The organism is Streptomyces tuirus, assembly GCF_014701095.1.
GTDB classification, from domain to species: Bacteria; Actinomycetota; Actinomycetes; order Streptomycetales; family Streptomycetaceae; genus Streptomyces; species Streptomyces tuirus.
The window spans coordinates 6,187,106-6,213,221 of sequence record NZ_AP023439.1 but is presented as its reverse complement, the minus strand read 5'-3'; the positions used below and the strand labels follow the sequence as shown (position 1 = coordinate 6,213,221).

General features: G+C 72.6%; 22 protein-coding genes. 18 read left to right on the top strand and 4 right to left on the bottom strand.

All coding sequences use genetic code 11. The features are described from left to right. The 13 genes from IGS69_RS28240 (at position 1) to IGS69_RS28180 (ending at position 12,901) form a co-directional block, all read left to right on the top strand. The gene (locus IGS69_RS28240; RefSeq protein WP_031107739.1) at positions 1 to 816 is read left to right on the top strand and encodes an MlaE family ABC transporter permease; all 816 of its coding nucleotides are present in this window, start codon (positions 1 to 3) and stop codon (positions 814 to 816) included. A 14-nt stretch (positions 817 to 830) separates the two neighbouring features. Next, complete coding sequence (locus tag IGS69_RS28235; RefSeq protein ID WP_190903298.1) at positions 831 to 2,081, top strand: MCE family protein; 1,251 nt, start codon at positions 831 to 833, stop codon at positions 2,079 to 2,081. Further along, positions 2,078 to 3,115 carry an MCE family protein gene (locus tag IGS69_RS28230; protein WP_190903297.1) on the top strand — a complete coding sequence of 346 codons (1,038 nt, stop codon included), beginning with the start codon at positions 2,078 to 2,080 and terminating at the stop codon, positions 3,113 to 3,115. Before IGS69_RS28235 ends, IGS69_RS28230 begins: the two co-directional genes overlap by 4 nt. Beyond that, positions 3,112 to 4,296 carry an MCE family protein gene (locus tag IGS69_RS28225; protein WP_232543663.1) on the top strand — a complete coding sequence of 395 codons (1,185 nt, stop codon included), beginning with the start codon at positions 3,112 to 3,114 and terminating at the stop codon, positions 4,294 to 4,296. Before IGS69_RS28230 ends, IGS69_RS28225 begins: the two co-directional genes overlap by 4 nt. Continuing rightward, complete coding sequence (locus IGS69_RS28220) at positions 4,293 to 5,423, top strand: MCE family protein (RefSeq protein WP_190903296.1); 1,131 nt, start codon at positions 4,293 to 4,295, stop codon at positions 5,421 to 5,423. The genes IGS69_RS28225 and IGS69_RS28220 overlap by 4 nt, the downstream gene beginning before the upstream one ends. Beyond that, positions 5,420 to 6,745 carry an MCE family protein gene (locus IGS69_RS28215; protein ID WP_385862716.1) on the top strand — a complete coding sequence of 442 codons (1,326 nt, stop codon included), beginning with the start codon at positions 5,420 to 5,422 and terminating at the stop codon, positions 6,743 to 6,745. The genes IGS69_RS28220 and IGS69_RS28215 overlap by 4 nt, the downstream gene beginning before the upstream one ends. Next, positions 6,742 to 8,019, top strand: coding sequence for an MCE family protein (locus IGS69_RS28210; protein ID WP_190903295.1), 1,278 nt, complete (start codon positions 6,742 to 6,744; stop codon positions 8,017 to 8,019). The genes IGS69_RS28215 and IGS69_RS28210 overlap by 4 nt, the downstream gene beginning before the upstream one ends. After that, positions 8,016 to 8,609: a hypothetical protein gene (locus IGS69_RS28205; RefSeq protein WP_385862713.1), complete on the top strand. Its 594-nt coding sequence runs from the start codon at positions 8,016 to 8,018 to the stop codon at positions 8,607 to 8,609. Before IGS69_RS28210 ends, IGS69_RS28205 begins: the two co-directional genes overlap by 4 nt. Before the next feature lie 41 nt (positions 8,610 to 8,650). Then, entirely contained in the window at positions 8,651 to 9,445 is a 795-nt protein-coding gene (locus tag IGS69_RS28200; RefSeq protein ID WP_190903294.1) for a hypothetical protein, read from the top strand. Positions 9,446 to 9,597: 152 nt separating this feature from the next. Next, a complete protein-coding gene (locus IGS69_RS28195) occupies positions 9,598 to 10,419 on the top strand; it encodes a TIM barrel protein (RefSeq protein ID WP_190903293.1) in 822 nt (273 codons plus the stop codon). Positions 10,420 to 10,445: 26 nt separating this feature from the next. Continuing rightward, positions 10,446 to 11,336, top strand: coding sequence for a 2-hydroxy-3-oxopropionate reductase (locus IGS69_RS28190; protein ID WP_190903292.1), 891 nt, complete (start codon positions 10,446 to 10,448; stop codon positions 11,334 to 11,336). Between the two features lie 540 nt (positions 11,337 to 11,876). Then, positions 11,877 to 12,113, top strand: a complete 237-nt coding sequence (locus tag IGS69_RS28185; RefSeq protein ID WP_190903291.1) for a hypothetical protein — start codon at positions 11,877 to 11,879, stop codon at positions 12,111 to 12,113. Between the two features lie 158 nt (positions 12,114 to 12,271). Further along, positions 12,272 to 12,901 carry a TIGR04222 domain-containing membrane protein gene (locus IGS69_RS28180; RefSeq protein ID WP_190903290.1) on the top strand — a complete coding sequence of 210 codons (630 nt, stop codon included), beginning with the start codon at positions 12,272 to 12,274 and terminating at the stop codon, positions 12,899 to 12,901. A gap of 81 nt (positions 12,902 to 12,982) precedes the next feature. Here IGS69_RS28180 and gcl read toward each other — a convergent pair whose 3' ends face one another. Continuing rightward, complete coding sequence (gene gcl / locus IGS69_RS28175) at positions 12,983 to 14,767, bottom strand: glyoxylate carboligase (RefSeq protein ID WP_190903289.1); 1,785 nt, start codon at positions 14,765 to 14,767, stop codon at positions 12,983 to 12,985. Positions 14,768 to 14,976: 209 nt separating this feature from the next. Here gcl and IGS69_RS28170 point away from each other — a divergent pair, with 209 nt between their 5' ends. Beyond that, positions 14,977 to 15,804 (top strand): hypothetical protein, encoded by an 828-nt coding sequence (locus IGS69_RS28170; protein WP_190903288.1) that lies wholly within the window; start codon positions 14,977 to 14,979, stop codon positions 15,802 to 15,804. Between the two features lie 44 nt (positions 15,805 to 15,848). Continuing rightward, positions 15,849 to 16,355 (top strand): GNAT family N-acetyltransferase, encoded by a 507-nt coding sequence (locus tag IGS69_RS28165; protein ID WP_190903287.1) that lies wholly within the window; start codon positions 15,849 to 15,851, stop codon positions 16,353 to 16,355. An 18-nt stretch (positions 16,356 to 16,373) separates the two neighbouring features. Here IGS69_RS28165 and IGS69_RS28160 read toward each other — a convergent pair whose 3' ends face one another. Both IGS69_RS28160 and IGS69_RS28155 read right to left on the bottom strand, forming a co-directional pair. Continuing rightward, a complete protein-coding gene (locus IGS69_RS28160; RefSeq protein WP_190903286.1) occupies positions 16,374 to 17,960 on the bottom strand; it encodes an AMP-binding protein in 1,587 nt (528 codons plus the stop codon). Next, the gene (locus IGS69_RS28155; RefSeq protein WP_190903285.1) at positions 17,957 to 19,636 is read right to left on the bottom strand and encodes an AMP-binding protein; all 1,680 of its coding nucleotides are present in this window, start codon (positions 19,634 to 19,636) and stop codon (positions 17,957 to 17,959) included. Before IGS69_RS28155 ends, IGS69_RS28160 begins: the two co-directional genes overlap by 4 nt. A gap of 125 nt (positions 19,637 to 19,761) precedes the next feature. Here IGS69_RS28155 and IGS69_RS28150 point away from each other — a divergent pair, with 125 nt between their 5' ends. The 3 genes from IGS69_RS28150 (at position 19,762) to IGS69_RS28140 (ending at position 24,637) form a co-directional block, all read left to right on the top strand. Beyond that, complete coding sequence (locus IGS69_RS28150; RefSeq protein ID WP_190903284.1) at positions 19,762 to 20,589, top strand: helix-turn-helix transcriptional regulator; 828 nt, start codon at positions 19,762 to 19,764, stop codon at positions 20,587 to 20,589. Positions 20,590 to 20,792: 203 nt separating this feature from the next. Further along, positions 20,793 to 23,645, top strand: a complete 2,853-nt coding sequence (locus IGS69_RS28145; protein ID WP_190903283.1) for a helix-turn-helix transcriptional regulator — start codon at positions 20,793 to 20,795, stop codon at positions 23,643 to 23,645. Between the two features lie 203 nt (positions 23,646 to 23,848). Beyond that, a complete protein-coding gene (locus tag IGS69_RS28140) occupies positions 23,849 to 24,637 on the top strand; it encodes a S1 family peptidase (protein ID WP_190903282.1) in 789 nt (262 codons plus the stop codon). A 117-nt stretch (positions 24,638 to 24,754) separates the two neighbouring features. On the opposite strand, the gene IGS69_RS28135 is transcribed toward IGS69_RS28140, so the two are convergent. Then, positions 24,755 to 25,870 (bottom strand): winged helix DNA-binding domain-containing protein, encoded by a 1,116-nt coding sequence (locus IGS69_RS28135; RefSeq protein WP_190903281.1) that lies wholly within the window; start codon positions 25,868 to 25,870, stop codon positions 24,755 to 24,757. Positions 25,871 to 26,116: the final 246 nt, after the last annotated feature.

Sequence of the window (26,116 nt, the reverse complement as noted above, 5' to 3'; positions counted from 1 at the left end):
ATGAGACTCCTCGACCGCCCCCTGCGCTCCCTCGAAGAGCTGGGCACCCAACTCTCCTTCTACGGCCGCTCCCTGGCCTGGACGGGCCGTACGCTGCGCCGCTACAAGAAGGAGGTCCTGCGCCTGCTCGCCGAGGTGACCTTCGGCCGTGGCGCGCTGGCCGTCGTCGGCGGCACGGTCGGTGTGATCGCCTTCCTGTCGTTCTTCACCGGCACCGAGGTCGGCCTGCAGGGCTACGCGGCCCTCAACCAGCTCGGCACCTCCAACTTCGTGGCGTTCCTGTCGGCGTACTTCAACACCCGGGAGATCGCCCCGCTGGTGGCCGGGCTCGCCCTGTCCGCGACGGTGGGCGCCGGCTTCACCGCCCAGCTCGGCGCGATGCGGATCAGCGAGGAGACCGACGCCCTGGAAGTCATGGGCGTCCCCTCGCTGCCGTTCCTCGTGACCACGCGGATGATCGCCGGGTTCGTCGCCGTGATCCCGCTGTACGTGGTCGGGCTGCTGTCCTCGTATCTGGCCGCCCGCACCATCACCACCGGCTACTACGGGCAGTCGGCCGGCACCTACGACCACTACTTCCAGCAGTACCTGCCGCCGGTGGACGTGCTCTGGTCCTTCGGGAAGGTGATCGTCTTCGCCGTCCTGATCATCCTGGTGCACTGCTACTACGGCTACTACGCGAGCGGCGGACCGGCCGGCGTCGGCGTCGCGGTGGGCCGCGCGGTGCGCACCTCGATCGTCGCCATCAATGTCCTGGACTTCTTCCTGAGCCTCGCCATCTGGGGCGCCAGCACGACCGTACGGATCGCGGGGTGAGTCACATGAACCGGATGAGAGTGATCAGACTGCGGTTGTACGGCATCGCCTTCCTCACCGTGCTGGCCCTGCTGCTGTCCCTCGCCGTGGCTGTCTACCAGCAGGCGTTCACCCCGGTGGTGCGCGTCACCCTGGAGGCCGGCAGCCTGGGCAACCAGCTCGATCCGCGGGCCGACGTCAAGCTGCGCGGGCTGCTGGTCGGCGAGGTGCGTTCGGTGCGCGCGGACGGCGAGAAGGCCACGCTCGACCTCGCGCTCAACCCGGAGCACGTCGCGTCCATCCCCTCGGACGTGCACGCGCGGCTGCTGCCCAAGACGCTGTTCGGCGAGAAGTACGTCGACCTCGTGGCACCGCGCGGCTCCGCGGCCGCCCGTCCCCTGCGCGCCGGGGACGTCATCACCCAGGACCGCACCAGGGTGGGCATGGAGGTGCAGCAGCTGATGAACGACCTGCTGCCCCTGCTGCGGACCGTCGAGCCGGGCGAACTCAACTCCACGCTCTCGGCGTTCGCCACCGCGCTGGAGGGCCGCGGCGACCGGATCGGCGACAACCTGACCCGCGTCGAGGACTATCTGCGCCGCCTCAACCCGCACCTGCCGTCCCTGAAGGAGGACATCGCGCGCTTCGCCGACGTCGCCGAGGTGTACGGGGACGCCGCGCCCGACCTGATGAGGATCCTGCGCAACACGGTCACCACCAGCCGCACCCTCGTCGAGAAGGAGGACCGGCTGGCCGCCGCCCTGCGCACGACCGCGTCCGTGGCGGGCACCACGGAGGACTTCCTGGACGACAACGGCGACCGGCTGATCACGCTGGGCCGGGTCTCCCGCCCCACCCTGGCGCTCTTCGCCCGCTACTCACCCGAGTACCCGTGCCTGCTGGACGGCCTGGTGCGGCAGGAGAAGGCCTCCGAGGAGGCGTTCCGGGGCGGCAGGATGCGGATCACCCTCGAAGTGGTGCGGGCCCAGCGCGCGTACGAGCCCGGCGAGGAGCCGCGCTACGGCGAGCGGTCGGGACCGGACTGCCGGGGTCTGCCCGGCCCGCCGGTGCCCGGCCCGAAACCCGAGCTCAACGACGGTACGTCGTCCGGCGGTTCGGACGACGCCCTGCCCGGAGGTACGCACGTGTCCGCCACCGACGCCGAGCAGCGGGCCGTCGGCTCGCTCGTGGCCCCCGCCCTGGGCGTGCCCGCCGACGAGGTGCCGCCCGTCACGACCCTGCTGTTCGGGCCGCTGGCCCGCGGAACGGCGGTGAGCGTCGCATGAGGGCGACCGGAGCACGCCGGACAGCCGCGCCGCTGATCAAGTTCAGCCTGTTCGCGCTGGTCACGATCATGGCGACGGCCCTGCTCGCCGCGACCATCGTCAATGTCTCCCTCGCCGGGAAGCACACCTACCGGGCGGTGTTCAGCGATGTGACGGGCCTGGAGGAGGGGGACGACATCCGGGTGGCCGGGGTGCGGGTCGGCGAGGTCGAGGGCATCCGGATCAAGGACCGGACGCTCGCGGAGGTCAGCTTCACCGTGGCGGCGCAGCGCCCGCTGCTCACCAGCACGCAGGCGGTGGTCCGCTACCGGAACCTGGTCGGGCAGCGGTACATCGCGCTGACCGAGGGCGTCGGCACCGGCACCCGGCTGCGGCCGGGCGGCACGATCCCGCTGTCGCGGACGCAGCCGGCGCTGGACCTGAACGCATTGCTGAACGGCTTCAAGCCGCTGTTCGCCGCGCTCAGCCCGCAGGACGTCAACCAGCTCGCCACCGAGATCATCAAGACCCTCCAGGGCGAGGGCGGCACCGTCAACAGCCTGCTCGCGCACACCGCGTCGCTCACCACCACGCTCGCGGGCCGCGACAAGCTGATCGGCTCCGTGATCGACAACCTCAACACCGTGCTGGAGACGCTCGACAAGCGCGGTGCCCGCTTCTCCGGGCTGCTGAAGCAGCTACGGCGGGTGATCTCCGGGCTGTCCGCCGACCGCAAGCCCATCGGGTCGTCCCTGGTGAGCATCGGCAGCCTCAGCGAGGCCACCTCGGGGCTGCTGGAGGACGCCCGCCCGGCCCTGAAGGACGACATCGCCGGGCTGACCGATCTCACCGGAACGCTGAACAGGAACGAGAGGACCGTGGAGGGCGTGCTGAAGCGGCTGCCGAACAAGCTGAACGAGCTGACGGGGACGGCGTCCTACGGCTCGTGGTTCAACTTCTACCTCTGCGACTTCGACGGCCGGATCGTGCTGCCGAAGACGAAGCAGGTGCTCACTCCCGAGATGCACGTGGCCCGGGCGAGGTGCGGCGGATGAGCCCGCGCCTCATACGGCGGCGCCGCCGTCGCCCCGAGCCGTTGGTGAAGGTGCGGATCCTGCCGCCGAGGCTGCCGGGGCTGCCGAAGCCGCGCCGGAGCCCCAAGCCTCCGAAGGCCGGGACCCGTCGCCCCGAGCCCTTGGTGAAGGTCCGGATCCTGCCGCCGAAGCTGCCGCGCGTCCGGCTGCGCCGCCCGCGCCCGAAGGCGTTCCGCGACCGCAACCCGGTGGTGATCGGGGCCGCCGGCCTGACCGCCCTCGCCCTGCTGACGGCCGCCGCGTTCAACGCCGACAGCCTGCCGCTGATCGGCGGCGGCGAGACGTACAGCGCGGCCTTCTCGGAGGCCGGCGGGCTGAAGCCGGGCGACGAGGTGCGGATCGCCGGGGTGAAGGTCGGCAAGGTCGAGGAGGTCGACCTGGCCGGCGACCACGTCGAGGTGACGTTCAAGGTCAAGGGCGATCCGGAGGTCGGCTCCCAGACGGGCGCCTCGATCCGGGTGAAGACGATCCTCGGCGCGAAGTACCTCGCCCTGCACCCGAAAGGGCCCGGCCGGCTGGAGCCGGGCAGCGAGATCCCGCTGCGGCGGACGGTCTCGGCGTACGACGTCGTGCAGGCGTTCAGCGATCTGACGACCACGACCGAGGAGGTCGACACGCAACGGCTCGCGAAGGCGCTGGACACCCTCTCCACCACCTTCCAGGACTCGCCCGAGGAGGTACGCGCCTCCATCAAGGGGCTGTCGAAAATCTCCCGGACGGTGGCCTCGCGCGACAAGGCGCTGCGCGGGCTCCTCGACCACGCGAACGGTGTCACCGGCGTGCTGTCCGACCACACCGAGGACTTCTCCGCGCTGGTGAAGGACGGCGACAAGCTGTTCAAGGAGATCAGCAAGCGGCGCACGGCGATCCACAAGCTGCTCAAGACCTCCGCCGCGCTCGGCATCCAGCTCTCCGGCCTGGTCGAGGACAACCGCGCGGAGATCGGGCCCGCGCTCAAGGGACTGAACACCTTCGTCAGGATGCTCGAACGCAACCAGGCGAGCCTCGACCGCAGCGTCGCACTGCTCGCCCCGTACGTGCGGGTCTTCACCAACACCCTGGGCAACGGCCGCTGGTTCGACGCCTACGTCCAGAACCTGGTGGCCGCTCCGGTGGCCCCGCGCACGGGAGGCACGCCATGAACAGGCGCCTGAAGGCTCTCGCGCTGCTCACCGCGCTCGCGGTCGCCGGCGCGCTCACCGTCGCCCTGTGGCCCCGCCCCGGGTCCGTCCGCGTCACGGCGTACTTCCCGCGCACCGTGGGCATCTACCCCGGCTCGGACGTCCGTGTGCTCGGCGTCCGGATCGGCGAGGTCAGGAAGATCACGCCGGAGGGCGGCCGGGTGCGGGTCGAGCTGGAGTACGACGAGGGCCGCGAGGTCCCCGCCGGAGCGCAGGCCGCGATCATCAACTCCTCGGTGGTCAGCGACCGTTACGTGCAGTTGCTGCCGGTGTACCGCAAGGGCCCGGTGCTGCGGGACGGCGACGTCATCCCCGAGTCGCGGACGGCCGTACCGGTCGAACTGGACCGGGTCTTCGACAGCCTGCACAGCACGTCCGAGGCGCTCGGCCCGAAGGGCGCGAACCAGGACGGCTCCCTGGCGCGGCTGCTGGGCGTGAGCGCGGACAACCTCGAAGGGCAGGGCAAGAACCTGAACCGGACGGTGGATGACCTCTCCAAGGCGGTGACCACCCTGTCCGACGGCCGCGGCGACCTGTTCGGCACCGTGCGCAACCTCCAGGTCTTCACCGCCGCGCTGGCGGCCGACGACAAGAGCGTGCGGTCGTTCAACGGCAGCCTCGCCAAGGTGGCCGGTGAGCTGGCCGGGGAGCGCAAGGACCTGGCGGCGGCGCTGAAGTACCTGGCGGCGGCGCTCGGTGACGTGGCCGACTTCGTGAAGAAGAACAAGAAGACCCTGGCCTCGGACGTCAAGGGCCTCAGCAAGGTCACCAAGGTGCTGGTCACCCAACGGGCCGCACTGAAGGAGCTGCTGGAGGTCGCCCCCACCGGACTGGGCAACCTGCAGAACGCCTACAACCCGTCCGCCGGCACCCTCGACACCCGCAACAACGCGCAGCAGTCGCAGGACCCGGCCGACGTGCTGTGCTCCCTGCTGAGGACGACCGGCGACGAGGGCGGCAAGAACCCGGACTGCGAGGAGCTGGACAAGCTCTTCGACTCCCTGCCCGAGGTGCCGAAGGTGCCGGTGGTGCCGAGCACGGGCTCGGTCGACCGGACCCTCGGCGGACTCCTGGAGGCGGACGCATGAGCGGCGGACGCATGAGCGGCGGGCAGAGGAGCGGCGGGCGCACGAGAGCCGGGGCGGTCGCGTGGGCGACGGTCGGGACGCTGCTGCTGTCCGGCTGTGAGTTCAACGGCTGGTACGACGTCCCGCTCCCCGGCGGCGCCGCAGCGGACGGCCGTGCCTACCACGTCACGGTCGAGTTCAGGGACGTGCTCGACCTGGTGCCGCAGTCGGCGGTCAAGGCCGGCAACGTCACCGTGGGCGCCGTCGAGAAGGTGGAACTGGACGGGTGGCACGCGCGCGTACGGCTGCGGGTCGCCGACTCGGTGAAGCTGCCGGGCAACGCGGTCGCCGAACTGCGGCAGACCAGCATGCTCGGCGAGAAGTACGTGGCACTGTCCGCCCCGGCCGGCACCGCACCCGCCGGACGGCTGCGCGACGGCGACCTGATCCCGCTGTCCCGCAGCGGCCGCAACCCGGAGGTCGAGGAGGTGCTGTCCGCCCTGTCCGCACTCCTGAACGGCGGCGGGGTCGCCCAGCTCAAGACGATCACGGTGGAGCTGAACAAGGCCCTCCAGGGCCGCGAGAACCGGGTGAAGTCCCTGCTCAAGGAGCTGAACACGTTCATCGGCGGCCTGGACGGCCAGCGCGAGGACATCGTCCGCGCGCTCAAGGGCATCGACCGGCTGGCCAAGCGGCTCGGGAAGGAGAAGAAGACGATCGCCACGGCCGTCGACACGATGCCGCCCGCGCTGAAGGTCCTCGCCGACCAGCGGCGCGACCTGACCAAGATGCTCACCGCCCTGTCGAAGCTGGGCAGGACGGGAACGAGGGTCGTCAACGCCTCGCGGGACGACACGGTCGCCAACCTCAGGCAGCTGAGGCCGATCCTGGAGCAGCTCAACAAGGCGGGCGACGATCTGCCCAACTCGCTCGAACTGCTCACCACCTACCCGTTCCCGCGCAACGCGGTGGACGCCGTCGAGGGTGACTACGTCAACCTCCATGTGACCGCCGACCTGGACCTGGCGGGCATCTACGGCAACCTCGCCGGCAAGCCCGGCGGCAAGGACGGCGACTCGGGCGGGCCCGACGCCCCGGACCGTCCCGACCTCCCGGATGTGCCCGGCGTTCCCGAGGTGCCCGGCCTGCCCTCACCGACGGCCCCGCCGGACGCACCGGAGGTGCCGGACACGCCCGTCGAACCCCCGGCGCCCCGGGACGCCGGCCCGCTGTGCCCGCCGGTGTGCACCGCGGCCCACGGATCCCTGCCCGACTCGCGCCGCCTCCCGCCGGGGATCGACCTCGCGCTCGCGGAGCTCATGCTGAAGGGGATACAGCCGTGATCACACGTACGGTCAAGGCCCAGCTGCTCGCCTTCGCCGCCGTCACCGCCGTGGGGGTGTCGTACGTCGGCGCCGAGTACACGGGCCTGGTGGACGGCCTCCTCGACCGCGGCTACACCGTGCGGGCCGACTTCTCCGACTCCGGCGGCATCTTCAGTGGCGCGGAGGTCACCTACCGCGGGGTGCCGGTGGGCCGGGTCGGCGCGCTGCGGCTGTCCGGCTCCGAGGGTGTCTCGGTGGCCCTGGAGATCGAGGACGGCGCGCCGCGCATCCCGGCGGACACGCTGGCGGTGGTGGCGAACCGCTCGGCGGTGGGCGAGCAGTACGTCGACCTTCAGCCGCGCCGCTCGGGCGGCCCGTACCTGCTGGACGGCAGCGCGATCCCGCGCGAGGACACCCGGGTGCCGCTGCCCGTCACGGACATGGTCGTCAGCCTCGACCGGCTCGTCACCTCGGTCGGCAAGAAGGACCTGCGCATCACCGTCGACGAGCTGGGCGAGGCCTTCTCCGGCACGGGGCCCCGCCTGAGCCGGCTGGTGGACTCGGGCAACGCGCTCGTCGAGTCGGCCTCCGACTCGCTGCCGGAGACGGTCTCGCTGATCGAGGACTCGCGGAAGGTGCTCAAGACGCAGGCCGACCAGGGCTCGTCCATCAAGTCGTTCTCCCGCGATCTGGCGGCGCTCACCGCGGAGTTGAAGTCGAGCGACGGCGACCTGCGCCGGCTGATCGGCAACGCGGTGCCGGCTGGGCAGGAGGTCAACTCGCTGCTGCGCTCCACCCGTCCGCATCTGCCGGTCCTGCTGGCCAACCTCATCAGCGGCGGCCAGGTCACCGTGGCCCGGCTGCCCGGCGTGGAGCAGGCCCTGGTCACCTTCCCGGTGGTGGTCGCGGGCAGCCACACCGTCGTCCCGGGGGACGGCACCACCCACTTCGGCCTCGTCCTCAACGCCGACGACCCGCCGCCGTGCACCCAGGGGTACGGCACGCGGCGACGCGACCCCGCGGACACCGGCACGCGCCCGGCGAACACCGAAGCGCGCTGCACGGCGCCGCGCGGCGGCGGCACCTCGGTGCGCGGGGCGCAGAACGCCCCCGGCGCGTCCGGCCGTTCCGGCGGCGCCGGACCGGCCGCGTACGTCGCCCCGTACGACCCGGAGACCGGTACGGCAACCGGCCCGGACGGAACGCCCGTCGAGATCGGCTCGACGGGCGGCGAACAGACCGTGTTCGGAAAGGACTCGTGGCAATGGCTGCTCGTCGGACCGATGGCATGAGCGGGGGCCTCCTCCCGCTGACAGGCGGCTCCCTCACCCGGGCCCTTCGACCGCTGCGGCGCCTGGCCGCCGGACGGACGGACAGCGGCCGCCGCACCGAGCGGTCCGCCGGACACCGCAGGGCCCGGTCGGCGGGGCTCGTCGCCGCGACGGTCCTGACCACCGCGCTCGCGGTCTGGCTCGGCCTCCAGACGCACGACCAGCGCGCGGCGGAGCAGCGCCGCCAGGAGATCCTGGCGGCGGCCCGGCAGTCGGCGCTGAACTTCACCTCGCTCGACTACCGGCACTACGACCGGGACAGCCAGAACGTGCTGAAGGGCGCGACCGGTGACTTCAGGAAGCAGTTCGCCGCGCAGACCGCGGAGTTGACCAAGCTCGTCGCCGGCAACAAGTCGGTGTCCGAGGGCCAGGTCCTCGAAGCGGGCATCGTGCGGTCCGACGCGCGTTCGGCCCGGGTGATGGTCGTCGCCGACAGCAAGGTGACCAACACCGCCGTGCCGGACGGGGAGGCGCGCACCTACCGGCTGCAGCTCGACCTCGTGCACCAGGACGGCCGCTGGCTGACCTCCGACGTCGAGTTCGTCGGCTGACCGTCCGTACCACCCCCGTACCGCCTGTGAGGAGAAAGACCGTGGCGAATCCGACCTCCCGCGTCCGCGGCGCCGGTTCCCCCGCCCGCCGCTCCATGACCGCGGCGGCCCGCGCGGCGGCCAAGCGCGCCCGGCGCCCGGAACATCCCGTCCCCGGCCGGCGCGCCGTCTCGTCCCCGGCGGAGGAGGCACCGCCGCGTCGGACGGAGGAGTCCGGCTCCGGGCGCACGATGGTCGTCGACGCGCCGGGCGGCGCCTGGGACGACCCGCCGGAGCCGTCGCCCGAGGCCGCCGAGGAGGAGCCGTGGGAGAGCACGCGCCTGCGGCGGTTCCCGCGCGGGAAGCTGCTCGCCGCCGCGTCGGCCGTCCTGCTCGTGGCGGGTCTGGTCGCGGTCGCCGTGCTCGGCCGGCAGTACTGGGAGGGGCAACGCGCGGACCAGTCCCGGAAGGAGGCGCTCGCCGCGGCGCGGAAGGCGGCGCCGGTCGTGCTGTCGTACGACTACCGGCGCCTGGACCGCGACTTCGCCCGGGCGCGCGCGCATCTGACCGGCGACTTCCGCGACGAGTACGGCAGGACCACGAAGACGGTGGTCGGGCCGACCGCCCGTAAGTACCACGGGGTGGTGAAGGCGGCGGTCGTGGAGCCGGCGGGCGGTGGCGCCCCGGCGGCCTCCGTCGTGTCGGCCGCCCCGGACCGGGCGGTCGTGCTGCTCTTCGTCAACCAGGTGACCAGGAGCACCCAGGTCACGGGGTCCCGCGTCGACCTGAACCGCGTGCGGATGACGCTCACCCGTACCTCCGGGGGCTGGCGGGTGAGCGGCGTCGACGCGCTCTGAACCTCCTCTGCCCATCCGCCCCCGCGCCCCCGCGCGGGGGCGCTCTTTTTTGCGGTCGCTCTTGACAGTCCTTCCCGGTCACAGGCAATCTTCCATTAAGCAGAAAGCAACTTCCGCATTACGGAAAACACAGGAAGGGAGCGCGGCGCCCGATGGGATTCGCAGACCAGCGCTTCAACGTCAACCTGTCGATCCTCTTCACGGAGCTCCCCCTCCTGGAGCGCCCCGCGGCCGCCGCCGCGGCGGGCTTCACCGCGGTCGAGCTGTGGTGGCCCTGGGTCGACTCACCGGTCCCCCAGCAGTCCGAGCTCGACGCCCTGAAGCGCGCGATCGAGGAGGCCGGCGTCCAGCTCACCGGCCTGAACTTCTACGCCGGACAGCTCCCGGGCCCGGACCGCGGCGCCCTGTCGATCCCCGGCGAGGAGTCGGATCGGTTCCGCGCCAACATCGACGTGGCCGCCGATTTCGCCGCCTCCCTGGGCTGCACGGCGCTCAACGCGCTGTACGGCAACCGCGTCGAGGGCGTGGACCCGGCCGAGCAGGACGCGCTCGCCCTGGAGAACCTGGTCCTCGCGGCCCGGGCCGCCGACCGGATCGGCGCGATCCTGCTGATCGAGGCGCTGAACCGGCCCGAGTCCCCGCTGTACCCGCTGGTGTCGGCCCCGGCGGCCGTGGCCGTCGTCGACCGGGTCAACGAGGCGTCGGGGCTGGGCAACGCCCGCTTCCTCATGGACCTCTACCACCTGTCCATGAACGGCGAGGACCTCCCGGCGGTGATCGAGCGGTTCGCCGCGAAGACCGGGCACGTGCAGATCGCCGACAACCCGGGCCGCGGCGCGCCGGGGACCGGCTCGCTGCCCCTCGAAGACCTCCTCGACCAGCTGAAGAAGGCGGGCTACGACGGCTGGGTCGGCCTCGAGTACAAGCCGGGCGACCGCCCGAGCGCCGAGGCCTTCGACTGGCTGGCCCGCTGACCCCGAACCCGAAAGGCACCCCCGTCATGAGCACACTCCCCAAGGTCGCCTGGATCGGCCTCGGCATCATGGGCTCCCCCATGTCCGAGAACCTGATCAAGGCGGGCTACCAGGTCACCGGCTTCACGCTGGAGCAGGACAAGCTGGACCGGCTGGCCGCCGCCGGCGGCACCGCGGCCGGTTCGATCGCCGAGGCCGTGAAGGACGCCGACGTCGTCATCACGATGGTCCCGGCCTCCCCGCAGGTCGAGGCCATCGCCTACGGCCCGGACGGCATCCTGGAGAACGCCAGGTCCGGCGCGCTGCTGATCGACATGTCCTCGATCACCCCGCAGACCTCGGTCGACCTGGCGAAGGCGGCCAAGGACAAGGGCATTCGCGTGCTGGACGCCCCGGTGTCCGGCGGTGAGGCCGGTGCCATCGAGGCCGTGCTGTCCATCATGGTGGGCGGCGAGCAGGCCGACTTCGACGCCGCGAAGCCGATCCTGGAGGCGCTCGGCAGGACCATCGTGCTGTGCGGTCCGCACGGCTCCGGCCAGACCGTGAAGGCCGCCAACCAGCTGATCGTGGCCGTGAACATCCAGGCGTGCGCCGAGGCCGTGGTGTTCCTGGAGAAGTCCGGCGTGGACCTGAAAGCGGCCCTGGACGTGCTGGGCGGCGGGCTCGCCGGGTCGACCGTACTGACCCGCAAGAAGGACAACTTCCTCGGCCGGGACTTCAAGCCGGGCTTCCGGATCGACCTGCACCACAAGGACATGGGCATCGTCACCGACGCCGCCCGCAATGTCGGCGCGGCCCTGCCCGTCGGCGCCGTGGTCGCCCAACTGGTCGCGTCCCTGCGTGCGCAGGGCGACGGCGGCCTCGACCACTCGGCGCTGCTGCGGGCCGTGGAGCGGCTCTCCGGCGCCCAGGTCTGACAGCCCCCGGCCCTCGTGACCCCGGGGGTCCCCGATCCCCGGGCGGCGCCGCCGCTGACACCTGTCCTGTCGCGCCCAAAGGGGCGGCGCCGCCCGGAACCACTTCTCCACCGTGGCCGACTCGCTCGGCGAGGGCACGTACGACCTCGTCGACCTCGCGCACTTCCACGCAGCCGACCCCGGGTACGGGCGGCGCGTGGAGGAGGCGGTCCACGCCCTGCGCGAGAACTGAACTCCCTGACTGTGTCCGACCCCCGGGGCGACCCGGATGAGGGGTGGTCCCCCGGGCACGGACGCGGTCAGGGCGCGGACCGCGGCGGCTGCGAGCCAGTGCGGTGGTGAAGGGCCCGGACCGGCTTCTCGACCTGAGGGAGGCCGGCCCCGGAGCCCGTCGCACCCGCCGCGGTCCCAGCACCACCCACCCCTCTCCCGAAGACCCCGTCCGGCGGCGCGAACGTCCTGTCGCGCCCAGCCTCGCGCCGCCGGACGGCCAGCCGTTCCCAGGGTGCGGATCGGTGCTGCTCGCAGCAGCCTGAAGGCATGGCACCTCCCACCGAGCAACCGCATGTCGTGGTCCACGCCCCCGCCCTGGACGGCTCGCGCCGGGTCACCCTGGGCGACGAGCCGCTGGGCGTCGCCACGCACACCGACGACGTCGCCGAGATCCTGCGCCTGGCCGACCTGTACGTCACGGACGTCGCCGAGAGCGACCTCGTGGAGTGGCAGGGCGGCGGGCCGGACGACTGGCCGGGGCTGTCCGAGCACCACGAGGCGTGAGCGCGCCTACGGCACCGGTCGTACACCCCGTACGGAACCCTCAAATGAACCTCTGAACCCGGCCCCGGGGGCTTCAACCGCCCCCGGGGCCGGGCACATTCTCGTCACACGGGGCCCGTCGGCACGGGGGCGGCGGGCCCCGGCACGGGGGTGAAGCCATGAGCGACGGTACGGCGGTCCGGCTGGAGCCGCACGAGATCGCACTGCTGGGGGAAGGCCCGCGGGCCGCCGTCACCGTCGCCGTGGTGGACCTGTATCTGCGGGGCCTGGTGGAGGCGGACCTGCCCGGGACGATCCGGGCACGTGCCGTGGACGCCATGGACGCCGTGGAAGGGGTGGAGGCCGTGGAGCCGCCCTTTCCCCTGGCGGCCGCGGTGCACGGCTGTCTGCGCGCGCCCGCGGCGCCCAAGGCCTTGGTGAAGGATCCCGACATCCGCCTCGCGGTGGCGCTCATGCGCATCCCGCTCGCGAAGGCGGGCCTGCTGCGCTATCCCCTGCTCGGCGCGACCCGCGCCGCCCGCCGCCACGTCCGGGAGCTGCGGCACGAGCATCCCCTGCCGGCGAGCCGGCACGGCCTGACCGACCACGAACGTCTGCTGCTGGTCGCCCTGCACGGTGAGGCCGCCCTGCGGCTGCTGGTACCGCGGTTCGCCCTGCGGGCGGGTCTGGTCCGCCGGGCCGAAGTGGGCGGCCCGGACCTCTTCAGGCACGCGCCGCGCGGGACGGGCGGCGGCGGTGGCGTCTACTACTGCGGCGGGGGCGGCGGAGGCGGAGGCGGCGGGGACTGAGCCCGGGGGCGGGAAGCCCGGGGGAAACCGGAAGGGGCGGTCCGTCCTTCCGGACGGGCCGCCCCTTGTGCCGCGCGGGTGTCAGACCTTCAGCGTCCGGATCGAGGTGGGCGCGTGGCCCGGCTCCGTGGCGGTCTCCTCGAACTCCACCACGTTGCCGATGTCGTTGGTCGTCGACATGGAGATGTTGGTGACGCGCTCCAGGATCGCCTCGACCACGACCGGCACCCGGTGCTCCGCGGCCAGCTTCTTGGCCTGCTCGAAGGCGTCGCCCAGTTCGGCGGGGTCGGTGACGCGGATCGCCTTGCAGCCGAGGCCCTCGGCGACCTTGACGTGGTCGACGCCGTAGACGCCGAGCTCCGGGGAGTTGAGGTTCTCGAACTCCAGGTTCACCTGGAAGTCGATCTCGAACGCCCGCTGCGCCTGCCGGATCAGGCCCAGATAGGAGTTGTTCACCAGGACGTGCACGTACGGGATCCGGTGCTGCGCGCCGACGGCGAGTTCCTCGAGCATGAACTGGAAGTCGTAGTCGCCGGAGAGCGCGACGACGGACGCCTCCGGGTCGGCCTTGGCGACGCCGAGCGCGGCCGGGATGGTCCAGCCGAGCGGGCCGGCCTGACCGCAGTTGATCCAGTGCCGGGGCCGGTAGACGTGCAGCATCTGGGCGCCGGCGATCTGCGAGAGGCCGATGGTGGAGACGTACCGGGTCTCCGGGCCGAAGGCCTTGTTCATCTCCTCGTAGACGCGCTGCGGCTTGATCGGGATGTCGTCGAAGTGCGTACGGCGCTGGAGGGTCGCCTTGCGCTCCTGCGCCGCCTCGGCCCACTCGGAACGGTCGGGCAGCCCACCGGCGGCCTTCAGCTCGCGGGCGACCTCGACGAACAGCTCCAGCGCGGCCTTGGCGTCGGAGGCGATGCCGTAGTCCGGGGCGAAGATCTTGCCGATCTGGGTGGGCTCGATGTCGACGTGGACGAACGTCCGGCCGGCCGTGTAGACGTCGAGCTTGCCGGTGTGGCGGTTGGCCCAGCGGTTGCCGATGCCGAGGACGAAGTCGGACTCCAGGAAGGTCGCGTTGCCGTAGCGGTGCGAGGTCTGCAGGCCGACCATGCCGGCGTTCAACTCGTGGTCGTCGGGCAGCAGGCCCCAGCCCATCAGGGTCGGGACGACCGGAGTGCCGGTCAGTTCGGCGAATTCGACGAGGAGTTCGGCCGCGTCGGCGTTGATGATGCCGCCGCCCGCGACGATCAGCGGCCGCTCGGACGCGTTCAGCATCCCGACGGCCTTCTCGATCTGGGCGCGGGACGCGGCGGGCTTGTAGACCGGGAGCGGCTCGTACGTCTCCGGGTCGAACTCGATCTCCGTCAGCTGCACGTCGATCGGCAGGTCGATGAGGACCGGGCCGGGGCGGCCGGAGCGCATCAGGTGGAAGGCCTGCTGGAAGACGCCCGGGACCTGCGCGGCCTCCAGCACGGTGACGGCCATCTTCGTGACCGGCTTGGCGATGGAGGCGATGTCGACGGCCTGGAAGTCCTCCTTGTGGATCACGGCGGTCGGGGCCTGGCCCGTGATGCACAGGATCGGGATGGAGTCACCGGTCGCGGAGTACAGCCCCGTGATCATGTCGGTGCCGGCCGGGCCCGAAGTGCCGATGCAGACGCCGATGTTGCCCGGGTGGGTGCGGGTGTAGCCCTCGGCCATGTGCGAGGCGCCCTCGACGTGCCGGGCGAGGGTGTGGGCGATACCGCCGGAGGCTTTGAGCGCCGCGTAGAACGGGTTGATCGCCGCGCCGGGGACACCGAACGCGTCGGCGACGCCCTCACGCTTGAGGATCTCAACTGCCGCGCGGGCAGCGGTCATTCGAGCCATCGAGTACTCCTGCTTCGGCTGTCGGATTCGCACTCCCGTCGCGCCCCGCGGTGAGCTCTTCCGTATTGCGGAAATTGTTTTCTACGATCTGGAATGAATGTATGTGGGCTGGGCGAAGGGCGTCAAGAGACGGCAAGCGCCGGACAGGCCGGGGCCCGAGGGAGCACGATGGGCACGCTGTCCCGATACGACACGGTTCTGGAGTGGACATGGCGGAGACCGTTCCGGTGCGCTGCCCGGCCTGCCGCCGCGAGCACCGCTACACGGCGCCGGCGTACCCGTGCGTGTGCGGCGCCCCGGTCGCCCCGCGTCTGGACCATGACGGCTCGGCGACGCCCGTCTCGCACCGGGACTGGCAGGACGACTGGGTGACGGTGCGGTGCGGCTCCTGCGGGCGCCGCGGGGAGTGGCCGCGCCCGGAAGTGGGATGCGCGTGCGGGGTGGTGCTGCGGGTGGCGGTCGTGAAGGAACGGGGTACGACGGGGCTTGCCGCCGCGGATGACGGGAGCGGAACGGCAGCCTCGAGGGGCCCGGAGGCCGGCAAGGAGGGAACGGCAGCCGACCAGGACGACCAGCAGGGCTCAGCCCGCCGGCCCGACCAACCCGGCCGCCCGCGCGATGCCGCGGCCGTCGCCGCAACGGCACCGGCCGCCCGGCCCCCCTTCCTCTCCATCACGATCCGCACCGCGCGCGACGCCGTCACGGCCACCGCCCTGTATCTGCGCTGGCTCGGCTACCGGGGCGTTCGCCGGGCGGACCAGCGTCCGCCCTCCGGCATCGGTCTCGCCGCCCGCGGTGTGGTCGCCCAGGTGGATCCGGCGGTGCGCCCGGCGACCCTGCGGGATGTCGAGTGCCTGTGGCTGACGGCCATGACGGAGTCCGCGGACTGCCTCTACTTCTCCCTCTCCGGGTACGCCGACGACGCCCGGGCCCGCGCCGACGCCCTCGGCGTCCCGCTGTTCGTGCTGGACCTCACCGGCACCCCGAGGCCGGTGAACGCCCCGGCCGAGACGCTGGCGGCCACCGGCGCCGGGTAGCGGGCGCCCTGCCCCGGGGCTCCACGGCCCCGCATACTCACCGCATGCGTATCCGCCTCGCCACCCGAGCCGAACTCCCGGCCCTCCAGGACATCGAACGGGCCGCCGGAGCGCCCTTCCGCGAGCTCGGCATGCCGGAGATCGCGGACCACGAACCGCCCGCGCTCGACGCGCTGGAGCGCTACCGCCGGGCGGGCCGCTGCTGGGTCGCGGCGGACGAGCGGGACCTGCCGGCCGCCTACCTCCTCGCCGAACCCGTGGACGGCGCCCTGCACATCGAGCAGGTCTCGGTCCACCCGCGCGCCGCGCGCCGGGGCGTCGGCCGCGCCCTCCTGGGCCAAGCCGCCGACCGCGCCCGCGAGGAGGGCCTGACGGCCCTGACGCTGACGACCTTCACGGAGGTCCCGTGGAACGCCCCCTACTACGCCCGCCTCGGCTTCCGGCCCCTCCCCGAGGCGGACCTCACGCCCGGCCTCCGCGCGATCCGCGCGACGGAGACGGCGCACGGCCTCGACCGGTGGCCGCGGGTGTGCATGCGCGCTCCGCTGTGACCGGCGCGGCCACGCCCCTCAGCCGTCCGCGAACCTCTCCCGCAGCTCCACCTTGCGCACCTTCCCGGACACCGTCATCGGGAAGGAGTCGAGGATCCGCACCCCGCTCGGGACCTTGTAGTGCGCCAACTGCCCCTCGCAGAAGGCCCGGACCTCCTCCAGCGTCGGCGGGTCGGCCGGGTCGCGGGCGATGACGCAGGCCAGGACCTCCTCGCCGTAGCGCTCGTGCGGGACGCCGACGACCTGGACGTCCTGGATCTTGGGATGGCCGTAGAGGAACTCCTCGATCTCGCGGGGGTAGATGTTCTCCCCGCCCCGGATGATCATGTCCTTGATGCGGCCGACGATCTCGACGTAGCCGTCCTCGCGCATCACGGCGAGGTCGCCGGTGTGCATCCAGCGGCCGGCGTCGACGGACTCGGCGGTCTTCTCCGGCTCGTTCCAGTAGCCGAGCATCACGCTGTAGCCGCGGGTGCACAACTCGCCCGCCGTGCCGCGCGGCCGGGTGACTCCCGTCGCCGGGTCGACGACCTTGACCTCGATGTGCGGCAGGACCCGGCCCACCGTGCCGGTGCGGTGCTCCAGGTCGTCGTCCCTGCGGGTCTGCAGCGACACCGGGGACGTCTCGGTCATGCCGTAGCAGATGGAGACCTCCGCCATGTGCATCTCGGCGACCACCCGCTTCATCACCTCCACCGGGCAGGGCGAGCCCGCCATGATGCCGGTGCGCAGGGAGGAGAGGTCGTAGGAGGCGAAGTCGGGGAGGTTCAGCTCCGCGATGAACATGGTCGGGACGCCGTAGAGCGAGGTGCAGCGCTCCTGCTGGACCGCGTCCAGGGTCGCCTTCGGGTCGAAGGACGGGGCGGGGATGACCATGCAGGCGCCGTGCGAGGTGGCGGCCAGATTCCCCATGACCATGCCGAAGCAGTGGTAGAAGGGCACAGGAATGCAGATTCTGTCCTGCTCGGTGTAGGCGATCGACTCACCCACGAAATAGCCGTTGTTGAGGATGTTGTGGTGGGAGAGGGTCGCGCCCTTCGGGAAGCCCGTCGTGCCCGAGGTGTACTGGATGTTGATCGGGTCGTCACAGGAGAGCTCGGCGTACGCCGTGTCGGGGGTCGCCCGGCCGAGCAGCGCCTGCCAGCCCGGGTCGCCGAAGTAGACCACCTCCCGCAACTCCGGGAGTCCGCCGCGCACTTGCTCGACCATCGCCCGGTAGTCGCTCGTCTTGTGGCTGAGGGAAGCGAACAGCAGGGACACGCCCGCCTGCTTCAGGACGTACTCCACCTCGTGGGTGCGGTACGCCGGGTTGATGTTCACCATGATCGCGCCGATGCGGGCGGTGGCGTACTGGACGAGCACCCACTCGGGGCAGTTGACGGCCCAGATGCCCACCCGGTCGCCCTTGGCGACACCGCAGGCGTGCAGGGCGGAGGCGAGTTCGCCGACCGCCGCACCGAACTCGGCGTAGGTCCAGCGCCGTCCGGAGGGCACGTCGACCAGCGCCTCGCGGTCCGGCCAGGCCGCCACGGCCCGGTCCAGATTGGCCCCGATGGTGTCGCCGAGCAGCGCCGTCGCGCCGGTGCCGTGGCTGTAGGAGTTCACCGGAAGTCCTCCTCGCGGTACTCGGCGTCCGACCCGGCCGCCGTGGCCTCACGCAGCTCGATCCGGCGGATCTTGCCGGAGACGGTCTTGGGCAGCTCGCCGAACTCCAGGCGGCGGATGCGCTTGTAAGGGGCCAGGGCCTCGCGGGAGTGCTCGAACAGGACCTTGGCGGTGTCGGGGCCGGGCTCCCAGCCCTCGGCCAGGACGACGTAGGCCTTGGGGACGGCGAGCCGCAGTTCGTCCGGGGCGGGCACGACCGCCGCCTCGGCGACCCCCTCGTGCTCCAGCAGCGCGCTCTCCAGCTCGAACGGGCTGATCTTGTAGTCGGAGGCCTTGAAGACGTCGTCGCTGCGCCCGATGTACGTCAGGTAGCCCTCGTCGTCCCGGGAGGCGACGTCGCCCGTGCGGTAGTAGCCGTCGGCCATCGCCTCCGCCGTGCGGTCCGCGTCGCCGTGGTAGCCGGTCATCAGACCGACGGGGCGCTCCGACAGGTCGAGCGCGATCTCACCCTCCGTGGCGCCGGGGGCGCCGGAGACCGGGTCGAGGAGTTCGACGCGGTAGCCGGGGCTCGGCCGGCCCATCGAACCGGTCTTGAGCGGCTGGCCGGGGCTGTTGGAGACCTGGACGGCGGTCTCGGTCTGGCCGAAGCCGTCGCGGATGGTGATGTTCCAGGCACGCCGGACCTGCTCGATGACCTCGGGGTTGAGCGGCTCGCCGGCCGCGACGACCTCACGGGGCGGGGTGCGCAGCTGCGTCAGGTCGGCCTGGATGAGCATGCGCCACACGGTCGGCGGGGCGCAGAAGGTGGTGACGCCCGCCCGGTCCATCTCCGTCATGAGCCGAGCGGCGTCGAAACGCGTGTAGTTGTGCAGGAAGACCGTCGCCTCGGCGTTCCACGGGGCGAAGAGATTGGACCAGGCGTGCTTGGCCCAGCCGGGTGAGGAGATGTTCAGATGCACGTCGCCGGGTTTCAGGCCGATCCAGTACATGGTCGACAGATGGCCGATCGGGTACGACGTGTGGGTGTGCTCGACGAGCTTGGGCCGGGCGGTGGTGCCCGAGGTGAAGTAGAGCATCAGCGGGTCGTCGGCCCGGGTCGGGCCGTCGGGGGTGAAGTCGGCGGAGGCCTCGTAGGCGTCGTCCAGCGGCAGCCAGCCGTCCGGCACCGCTCCGGCGGCGCCCGCGGCGATGCGCGTGTAGTCGCCGGGGACCTCGGCGAACTTGCCGGTGTCCTCCGGGCGTGCGATGACATGCCGGACCCGGCCGCGCTCGACGCGGTCGCGCAGGTCGGCCGGGCCGAGCAGCGGGGTGGCCGGGATGACCACCGCGCGCAGTTTCATCGCGGCGAGGGCGGTGATCCACAGTTCGGCCTGGTTGCCGAGCATGACGAGGATCCGGTCCCCGGCGCCCACGCCCCGCTCGCGCAGCCAGCCGGCGAACTGCGCCGACCGTACCGACATCTCCCCGAAGGACAGCCGGGTCTCGCGGCCGTCCTCCTCGACCAGGTGCAGGGCGGTGCGGGCGTTGCCATGGGCGATCTCGTCGAACCAGTCGAGCGCCCAGTTGAAGTACTCGGGGCGGGGCCAGCGGAAGCCCGCGTAGGCGGTCGGGTAGTCGTCGCGGTGTTCCAGCAGGAAATCCCGCGCGCTGCGGAACAGCTCCGTCGCCGATGTCATCTGTCCTCCTGGGTACCGGACCATTGCCGGGCGGCTCTGAGCCATCGTGTAATCCGTGATGCAGGTCTCACTACCCCCGAACGGGGGGTGCGTCCGCACAGGAGCCGTAGTGAAGGGGCGATCAGGTGACGACGGACGCGTCCGACGCGGTCGAGATACGGAACGCGCTGCTGCGTCTGCGGCGGGGCACCGGCCTTCCGGTCGCGTTCGGCGGCTTGATGGAGGCCGGGCAGCGGATGCGCATCAGCGAGCTGAGCGGCACGGCGACGCACGCCCTGCGGTCGCTGGCGGTGACGTCCGGCACCGGTCTCGGCGGCAAGACGGTGGCGCTGTCCCGGCCGTGCGTGGTGACGGACTACTCGGCGTCGCGGCAGATCAGTCACGAGTACGACGCCCCGGTGGCCGCGGAGGGGCTGCGTTCGGTGCTGGCCGTGCCGGTGGTGGTGCGCCACCGGGTGCGCGGGGTGCTGTACGGGGCGCTGCGCACGGCTCTGCCGCTGGGCGGGCGGATGCTGGACGTGGCCGTGGAGGCGGCGCGGGACCTGGAGCGGGCGCTGGTGGTCCGGGACGAGGCCCGTACGCTCGCCGCCGAGGCCGCGTCCGGTGCCGGTGACGGGACCGGGCCGGGGTGGGAGCAGGTGCGGGAGGCGCACACGGCCCTGCGGGCGCTGGCGCCGCGGATCGCGGACCCGGAGCTGCGCGCGGAGCTGCTCGGCGCGTGTGCGCTGCTGACGGCCGAGTCCGCCGGGCCGCCCCGGGTCCGGCTCGCGCCGCGCGAGGTGGACGTGCTGGCGTGTGTGGCGGCGGGGGCGACGAACGCGGTCGCCGCGGAGCGGCTGGGCGTGACGCCGGAGACCGTCAAGGGGTACCTGCGGTCGGCCATGCGGAAGCTGCGGGCCCGCACCCGTGGCGAGGCCGTGGTCGCCGCGCGCCGGGCGGGGTGGTTGCCGTAGTTCTGTGGTGTTTTGCGGTGTGCCCGCCCGTTCGATCCGCCGAGGTTCCCGACGGGGCGCCGGCCTGGTGTTCCGTCACATTCGGGAGTCCGGGAAATTCGTCCGCCGGTACGCGTTTGTTATTTCCCTCACGACCTCGTCCCTCCGAAATTCAAAGAGCTGTTGCCTAATATTGGCCAGGACACGCCACAGGGAGGGGAGCGGTGACCGTGCGACGGGACTTCCAGGAGCCTCCCAGGAGCCGCCCCGACCTGGTCATCGGCCGGGAGGACCTGTTCACGTCGGCACGTGAGCAGCTCGGCCGAGGGGGCAGTGTGCTGCTCCACGGCCCCGCCGGAATTGGAAAGTCGACGATCCTGCGGGCGCTGGCCGCGGATTACGGCGGCGCGGACCGGACGGTGTTGCGCTGCTCGGCGACGGAGTCCGAATCGCACCTGCCCTTCCTGGCGCTGGCCGACCTGTTCGGTCTGGTCCTGGACGACGTGTCCGGTGCGCTGCCCGGCGCCCAGCGCACCGCCCTGGAGTCGGCGCTCACCGGCCGCGGCGAGTCCACGCTCCAGCGGGACGGGCTCGCGCTGCGCCTCGCGGTGCTGTCGGCGCTGCGCGTCCTCGCCGCGAAGGGCCCGGTGCTGGTGGTCGCCGACGATCTCCAGTGGCTGGACGCCGCCAGCGCGGAACTGCTCGGCTTCGCGGCCCGCCGGCTGGGCGACACGCCCGTGCAGATGCTGTGCGCGGTGCGGACCGAGGGCCAGGAGTACGACCGCCACCTGCCGGCGTCCCCGCCCGACACGCTCGCCGTCCGGCTGGGCCCGCTGAACCGTACGCAGGTCTCGGCGCTGCTCGACCACCGCGGCTACACGCCCCTGTCCCGCTCCACGATCCGCGACATCCACCGCACCAGCGGCGGCAACCCGCTCTTCGCCCTGGAGCTCGGCCGGGCCCTGGCCGAGAGCCCGGCCCGCCCCCGGCCGGGCGAGCCGCTGCCCGTGCCCACCTCACTGCGGGCCCTGGTGCTGAGCCGGCTGGAGATGCTGTCCGACGAGGCGCGCCGCACCCTCCTCGTCGCCAGCGCCGGTGCCCGTCCCACCCTGGCGCTGCTGCACGCGGCCGGCCGGGAGCACGCCGAGGCCGAGACGGCCCAGGCGGCGGCGCTGGGCCTGCTGGCCACGGACCCCGAGGCGCCCGCCCTGCGGTTCGCGCACCCGCTGATCTCGGCGGCCCTGTACGCGGAGGCCCCGGCGCAGGAGCGGCGGGCCGTGCACGCCGCGCTGTCCACGGCGGCCTCCGACCCGATCGAGCGGGCCCGGCACCTGGCCCTGGCGACCACCGGCACCGACCCGGACGTGGCGGCCCGGCTCGCCGAGGCCGGTGCGCTGGCCCGGGACCGCGGGGCACCCTCCGTGGCCGCCTCGCTCGGTCTGCTCGCCGCCCGGCACACCCCGGCGGACAGCACCCCGGGCCCCGACGAGCGCCGGCTGCAGGCCGCGGAGGACGCGATCACCGCCGGCGAGGCCGATCTGGCCCGGGACATCGCACGTGACGTGCTGACGCGTGCCACCGTGCCCACCGAGCGGGTGCGGGCCTGGATGGTGGTCATCGAGGCGGCCGGCCAGGCCCTCGGCGATGTCGACGCCGTCTTCCCGCAGGTCCTGGCCGACGCGGGTGACGACCCGCGCCTGCTCGCCCAGGTCCACTACCAGCTGGCCTGGCGCGGCCTGGTCGTCGAGGGCGACTTCGCCGAGGCCCGCCAGGAGGCCGCGCACGCGGCGGAGCTGGCCGCCCGGGGCGGGGACCGGCGCAGCGAGCTGATGGCGCTGTCCTTCCAGGCCTCCACCGAGACCCTGATGGGTCACCCGGACGCCCCCGTGACCGTCAAGCGGGCGCTGAAGGAACCCCAGGACCCGTACGTGGCCTGCCATCACAACGGCGCCGGGTCGGCCCGCTTCCGCTGGCTGATCATGAGCGACCAGCTGCCCGAGGCGCGGGCGACGATCACCGCGCTGCTGCGCGAGGTGCGCCGGCGCGGCATGGTCGAGAGCGAGGTGCACTTCCTGCGCTTCCTCGCCGACACGGAGCTGCGCTCCGGGCACTGCGGCCGGGCCCTGGACCTGGCCCGCGAGAGCCTGCGGCTGGCCCGGGACTCCGGGATCGGCGAGGGCGCCTCGGCCATGCTCGCCTCCCTCGCGGAGGCCTCCGCCGGGGACGTGGACCGGGCCCTGGCCCTGGCCCGGGAGGCGGCCGACCACGCCGAGGTCGACGGCGACCAGATGTACCTCTCCCGGGCCCTCGCGGCGCTCGGTTATGCCCAGTTGGTGGCCGGCGACCCGGCCGCCACCGTCCGTTCGCTGCGCCGGGTGCGGGAGCTGGAGCAGGGCCTCGGCATCAACGACCCCGGGCGCGGCCGCTGGCACGGCGACCTCGCCGAGGCCCTGGTCCGCATCGGCGAGCCCGGCGAGGCGCAGGACGTCATCGACACCACCCGGGCGCACGCGCTGCGGCTGGGCCGGCAGAGCGTACTGGCCGTCCTCGACCGGGCCGAGGCGCTGGTGCGGGCGGCACGCGGCGAACACGAGGCCGCGGTCGTCCGGTTGACGTCCGTGCAGGACCGGCTCGGCCGGCTCGGGTACGGCCTGGAGGAGGCCCGGGCCTCCTTCGCGCTGGCCCGGCTGCGCGCCCAGGCCGCCGCCGCCCCGCGGGCCGGTGCGAGGCCCCTGCCGGGACCGGCGTCGTACGACGAGGCCGCCCGGCTGTTCCGGCGCTGCCGCGCGCTGCCCTGGCTGCGGCAGGTCGACGCGGCCGCCACGGCGGGTCCGGCGGCGGTGGAACCGGCCGCCGCCGCGCCGGCCGTCGCCCTCGACGCGCTGGAGGGCCTCGCCGCGATGGAGCGTCAGGTCGCCTCGCTGGTGATGGAGGGCGCGACCAACCGGGAGATCGCGGCGCGCCTGTTCATCAGCGTCAAGACCGTCGAGGCGACCCTCACCCGGGTCTACCGCAAGCTCGGCATCCGCTCCCGGGTGGACATCGTCCGGCTGGCTGCGGGCCGCCGAACGACCTGACCCCACCTGGGTTTGTCCGACCGGACCGAGGGTTATCCCTGCCCAACTCCCTTAGGGGGTTCCCTCATTGGGAGCCCCCTCGGCCGGGCTCTAGCTTTGGGACGTGCCGCTCGCCGGGCACACGGAGATCCGAACGAAGGCGTCAGGGTCCCCGTGCACCACCACCCGCGCGACCCCCCACCGGCAACTCCCCAAGGAGACCCATGTTCGGGCTCAGCATTGCCAAGAAGGCCGCCGCCGTCGCCGCGGCCACCGCTGCCGCCACCACCGCGCTGCTCGCCGCCCCCACGGCCGTCGCCGCGCCCCAGCCGATCGTCGGCGGCACCACGACCACGACGTCCGCGTACCCGTTCGTCATGCAGATCACGGACGCCTCGCAGAACCAGTTCTGCGGCGGCACCCTGGTCTCGCCCACGAAGGTCGTCACCGCCGCGCACTGCATGGTCGGCGAGAGCACCAGCAGCGTGCGCGTCGTCGGTGGCCGCACCTACCTCAACGGCACCAACGGCACGGTCGCCAGAGTCAGCAGGATATGGATCCACCCGAGCTACACCGACGCCACCAACGGCGACGACGTGGCCGTGCTGACGCTGTCGACGTCGATGCCGTACACCCCGGCGACGTACGTCTCCTCCTCCCAGACCTCGGTGTACGCGGCCGGCACCACGGCCCGCATCCTCGGCTGGGGCACCACCTCCTCGGGCGGCAGCAGCTCCAACCAGCTGCGCACCGCGACCGTACCGACCGTGTCCGACTCCAGCTGCGCGAGCTCCTACGGCTCCGACTTCGTGCAGAGCGACATGGTCTGCGCCGGGAAGGCCTCCGGCGGCGTGGACACCTGCCAGGGCGACAGCGGCGGCCCCCTGCTCATCGGGGGCGTCCTGGCAGGCATCACCTCCTGGGGCGAAGGCTGCGCCCAGGCCGGCTACCCGGGTGTCTACACGCGGCTGACCACCTTCTCCAGCCTGGTCACGGCGCAGGTCAATTCCTGATCTACCACTAGCTCCTGAGTAACCCTCAGGTGAAAGACCAGGGGGCGTTGCGGGCCTCCACGAGCGGCCCGCAACGCCCCCTCTCCATGCCGTGGAGCGGACTGCCGGGTCCGTGGCCTAGGTCCGTACGGCTCCGAACCGGATGTCGTACGACGACTCCGGGTGCATGACGCGCAGCATCCGCTCCCCCTCGGCGGTGACGTCGTCCTGCTGGCTCCGGGTGAGACGGTCGAAGGGTTCGATCACGAGCGCGTCCTCTTCCAGTCGCCACAGCCCCGCGAGGAAGCCGTCCACGAGGAGCGTGCGGTAGGCCATGTTCCCCTGCCAGGAGCGGCCGCGGTGCTCGGGCGGGACGACGCGGGTGCGGTCGGCGTGCGAGAGCAGCAGGTTGTCGAACTCGGGGAGGAAGCGCGGCGGCACCGGGGTGTCCGGGTCGGGGCGGGGGGCGTCGGGGAGGTCGAAGAGTTCGACGCCGGCTTCGTCCCGGAAGGTCAGGAGCTGCGGCCGGAGGCGCTCGAAGGCGTCACGCAGGCGGGTCAGGCCGGCCCAGGCCTGCATGTCCTTCACGGAGGCCGGGCCGAAGGCGGCGAGGTAGCGCAGGACGACGGCGTCGGGGGTGGGGGCCGGTCGCGCGGGGCGGCCGAGCCAGTGCTCGGCGGTGGTGAGACTGACCTGCCCGCTCTGCCCCCACAGGCCGCGCGGCGTCACCTGCACGAGCGGCAGACGGCAGCGGGCCGCGACGGCCAGGGCCTGCGGATCGGCGTCGGGCCACTCCCGGAGCAGGGCCTCGCGCAGTTGCCTCATGGTGCGGGGCTCGGTCTCGACGAGGTCGCGGGCGAGTGCGGCGAGCCGGTCCAGGTCGACGCCGGCGAGTCCGTCGCGGAAGGTGACCAGCTCCCGGTCCCGGGCGGGCTGCACCAGAGGCCGCAGGGTGAGGCAGTCGTCCGCGGTGTGGGTGTGGATGGTGGAGCGCATCGTGACGATCCGAACGACCTCGCGGTCCGCCATCGGCTGCGACAGCGCCTCGGGGGTGAACCCGTGGAGCCGGGCGGCGAGCGCGTAGTACGGAGGCTTGACGTTCTGCGCCTGGAGCCCGAGCAGGTGCTCGACGGCCGCCGCTACGGGGAGCCGGGCGGGGCGCAGGAGCAGCTGCCGGTCGAGGGTCGCGCGGTTGAGGGCACGCGTGCCCAGCAGGGGTGCCGTGCCGGTGACGCTCCGTTTGGTGTTCGTCATGCGAGGCACGGTAGCGGCGCTTGCGGACAGGTTCTGTCCGCGACTTGACGGATTCCGGCGCTGACGCGGGGTGGCCCTTGGGTCTGTACGTCGTCTTCACACCGACTGACGACATCCCCGCAGGTTGTTAGGCCCGCCGCGCCGCCGGGTACTCAGCTGTACGTTCCCGGAACCCGCACCACACGCACCACACGGGAGAACCGATGCTCCGACCTCCTCCGCGACCAGAACACCCCCGCACCCGCT

Excerpts from the sequence above, each read along its gene's own strand:
- IGS69_RS28180 (WP_190903290.1), top strand. The coding sequence starts at position 12,272 with ATGAGCGACGGTACGGCGGTCCGGCTGGAGCCGCACGAGATCGCACTG.
- IGS69_RS28165 (WP_190903287.1), top strand. The coding sequence starts at position 15,849 with ATGCGTATCCGCCTCGCCACCCGAGCCGAACTCCCGGCCCTCCAGGAC.
- IGS69_RS28185 (WP_190903291.1), top strand. The coding sequence starts at position 11,877 with ATGGCACCTCCCACCGAGCAACCGCATGTCGTGGTCCACGCCCCCGCC.
- gcl (WP_190903289.1), bottom strand. The coding sequence starts at position 14,767 with ATGGCTCGAATGACCGCTGCCCGCGCGGCAGTTGAGATCCTCAAGCGT.
- IGS69_RS28205 (WP_385862713.1), top strand. The coding sequence starts at position 8,016 with ATGAGCGGGGGCCTCCTCCCGCTGACAGGCGGCTCCCTCACCCGGGCC.
- IGS69_RS28195 (WP_190903293.1), top strand. The coding sequence starts at position 9,598 with ATGGGATTCGCAGACCAGCGCTTCAACGTCAACCTGTCGATCCTCTTC.
- IGS69_RS28190 (WP_190903292.1), top strand. The coding sequence starts at position 10,446 with ATGAGCACACTCCCCAAGGTCGCCTGGATCGGCCTCGGCATCATGGGC.
- IGS69_RS28225 (WP_232543663.1), top strand. The coding sequence starts at position 3,112 with ATGAGCCCGCGCCTCATACGGCGGCGCCGCCGTCGCCCCGAGCCGTTG.
- IGS69_RS28235 (WP_190903298.1), top strand. The coding sequence starts at position 831 with ATGAGAGTGATCAGACTGCGGTTGTACGGCATCGCCTTCCTCACCGTG.
- IGS69_RS28135 (WP_190903281.1), bottom strand. The coding sequence starts at position 25,870 with ATGACGAACACCAAACGGAGCGTCACCGGCACGGCACCCCTGCTGGGC.
- IGS69_RS28155 (WP_190903285.1), bottom strand. The coding sequence starts at position 19,636 with ATGACATCGGCGACGGAGCTGTTCCGCAGCGCGCGGGATTTCCTGCTG.
- IGS69_RS28240 (WP_031107739.1), top strand. The coding sequence starts at position 1 with ATGAGACTCCTCGACCGCCCCCTGCGCTCCCTCGAAGAGCTGGGCACC.
- IGS69_RS28230 (WP_190903297.1), top strand. The coding sequence starts at position 2,078 with ATGAGGGCGACCGGAGCACGCCGGACAGCCGCGCCGCTGATCAAGTTC.
- IGS69_RS28220 (WP_190903296.1), top strand. The coding sequence starts at position 4,293 with ATGAACAGGCGCCTGAAGGCTCTCGCGCTGCTCACCGCGCTCGCGGTC.
- IGS69_RS28170 (WP_190903288.1), top strand. The coding sequence starts at position 14,977 with ATGGCGGAGACCGTTCCGGTGCGCTGCCCGGCCTGCCGCCGCGAGCAC.
- IGS69_RS28140 (WP_190903282.1), top strand. The coding sequence starts at position 23,849 with ATGTTCGGGCTCAGCATTGCCAAGAAGGCCGCCGCCGTCGCCGCGGCC.
- IGS69_RS28215 (WP_385862716.1), top strand. The coding sequence starts at position 5,420 with ATGAGCGGCGGACGCATGAGCGGCGGGCAGAGGAGCGGCGGGCGCACG.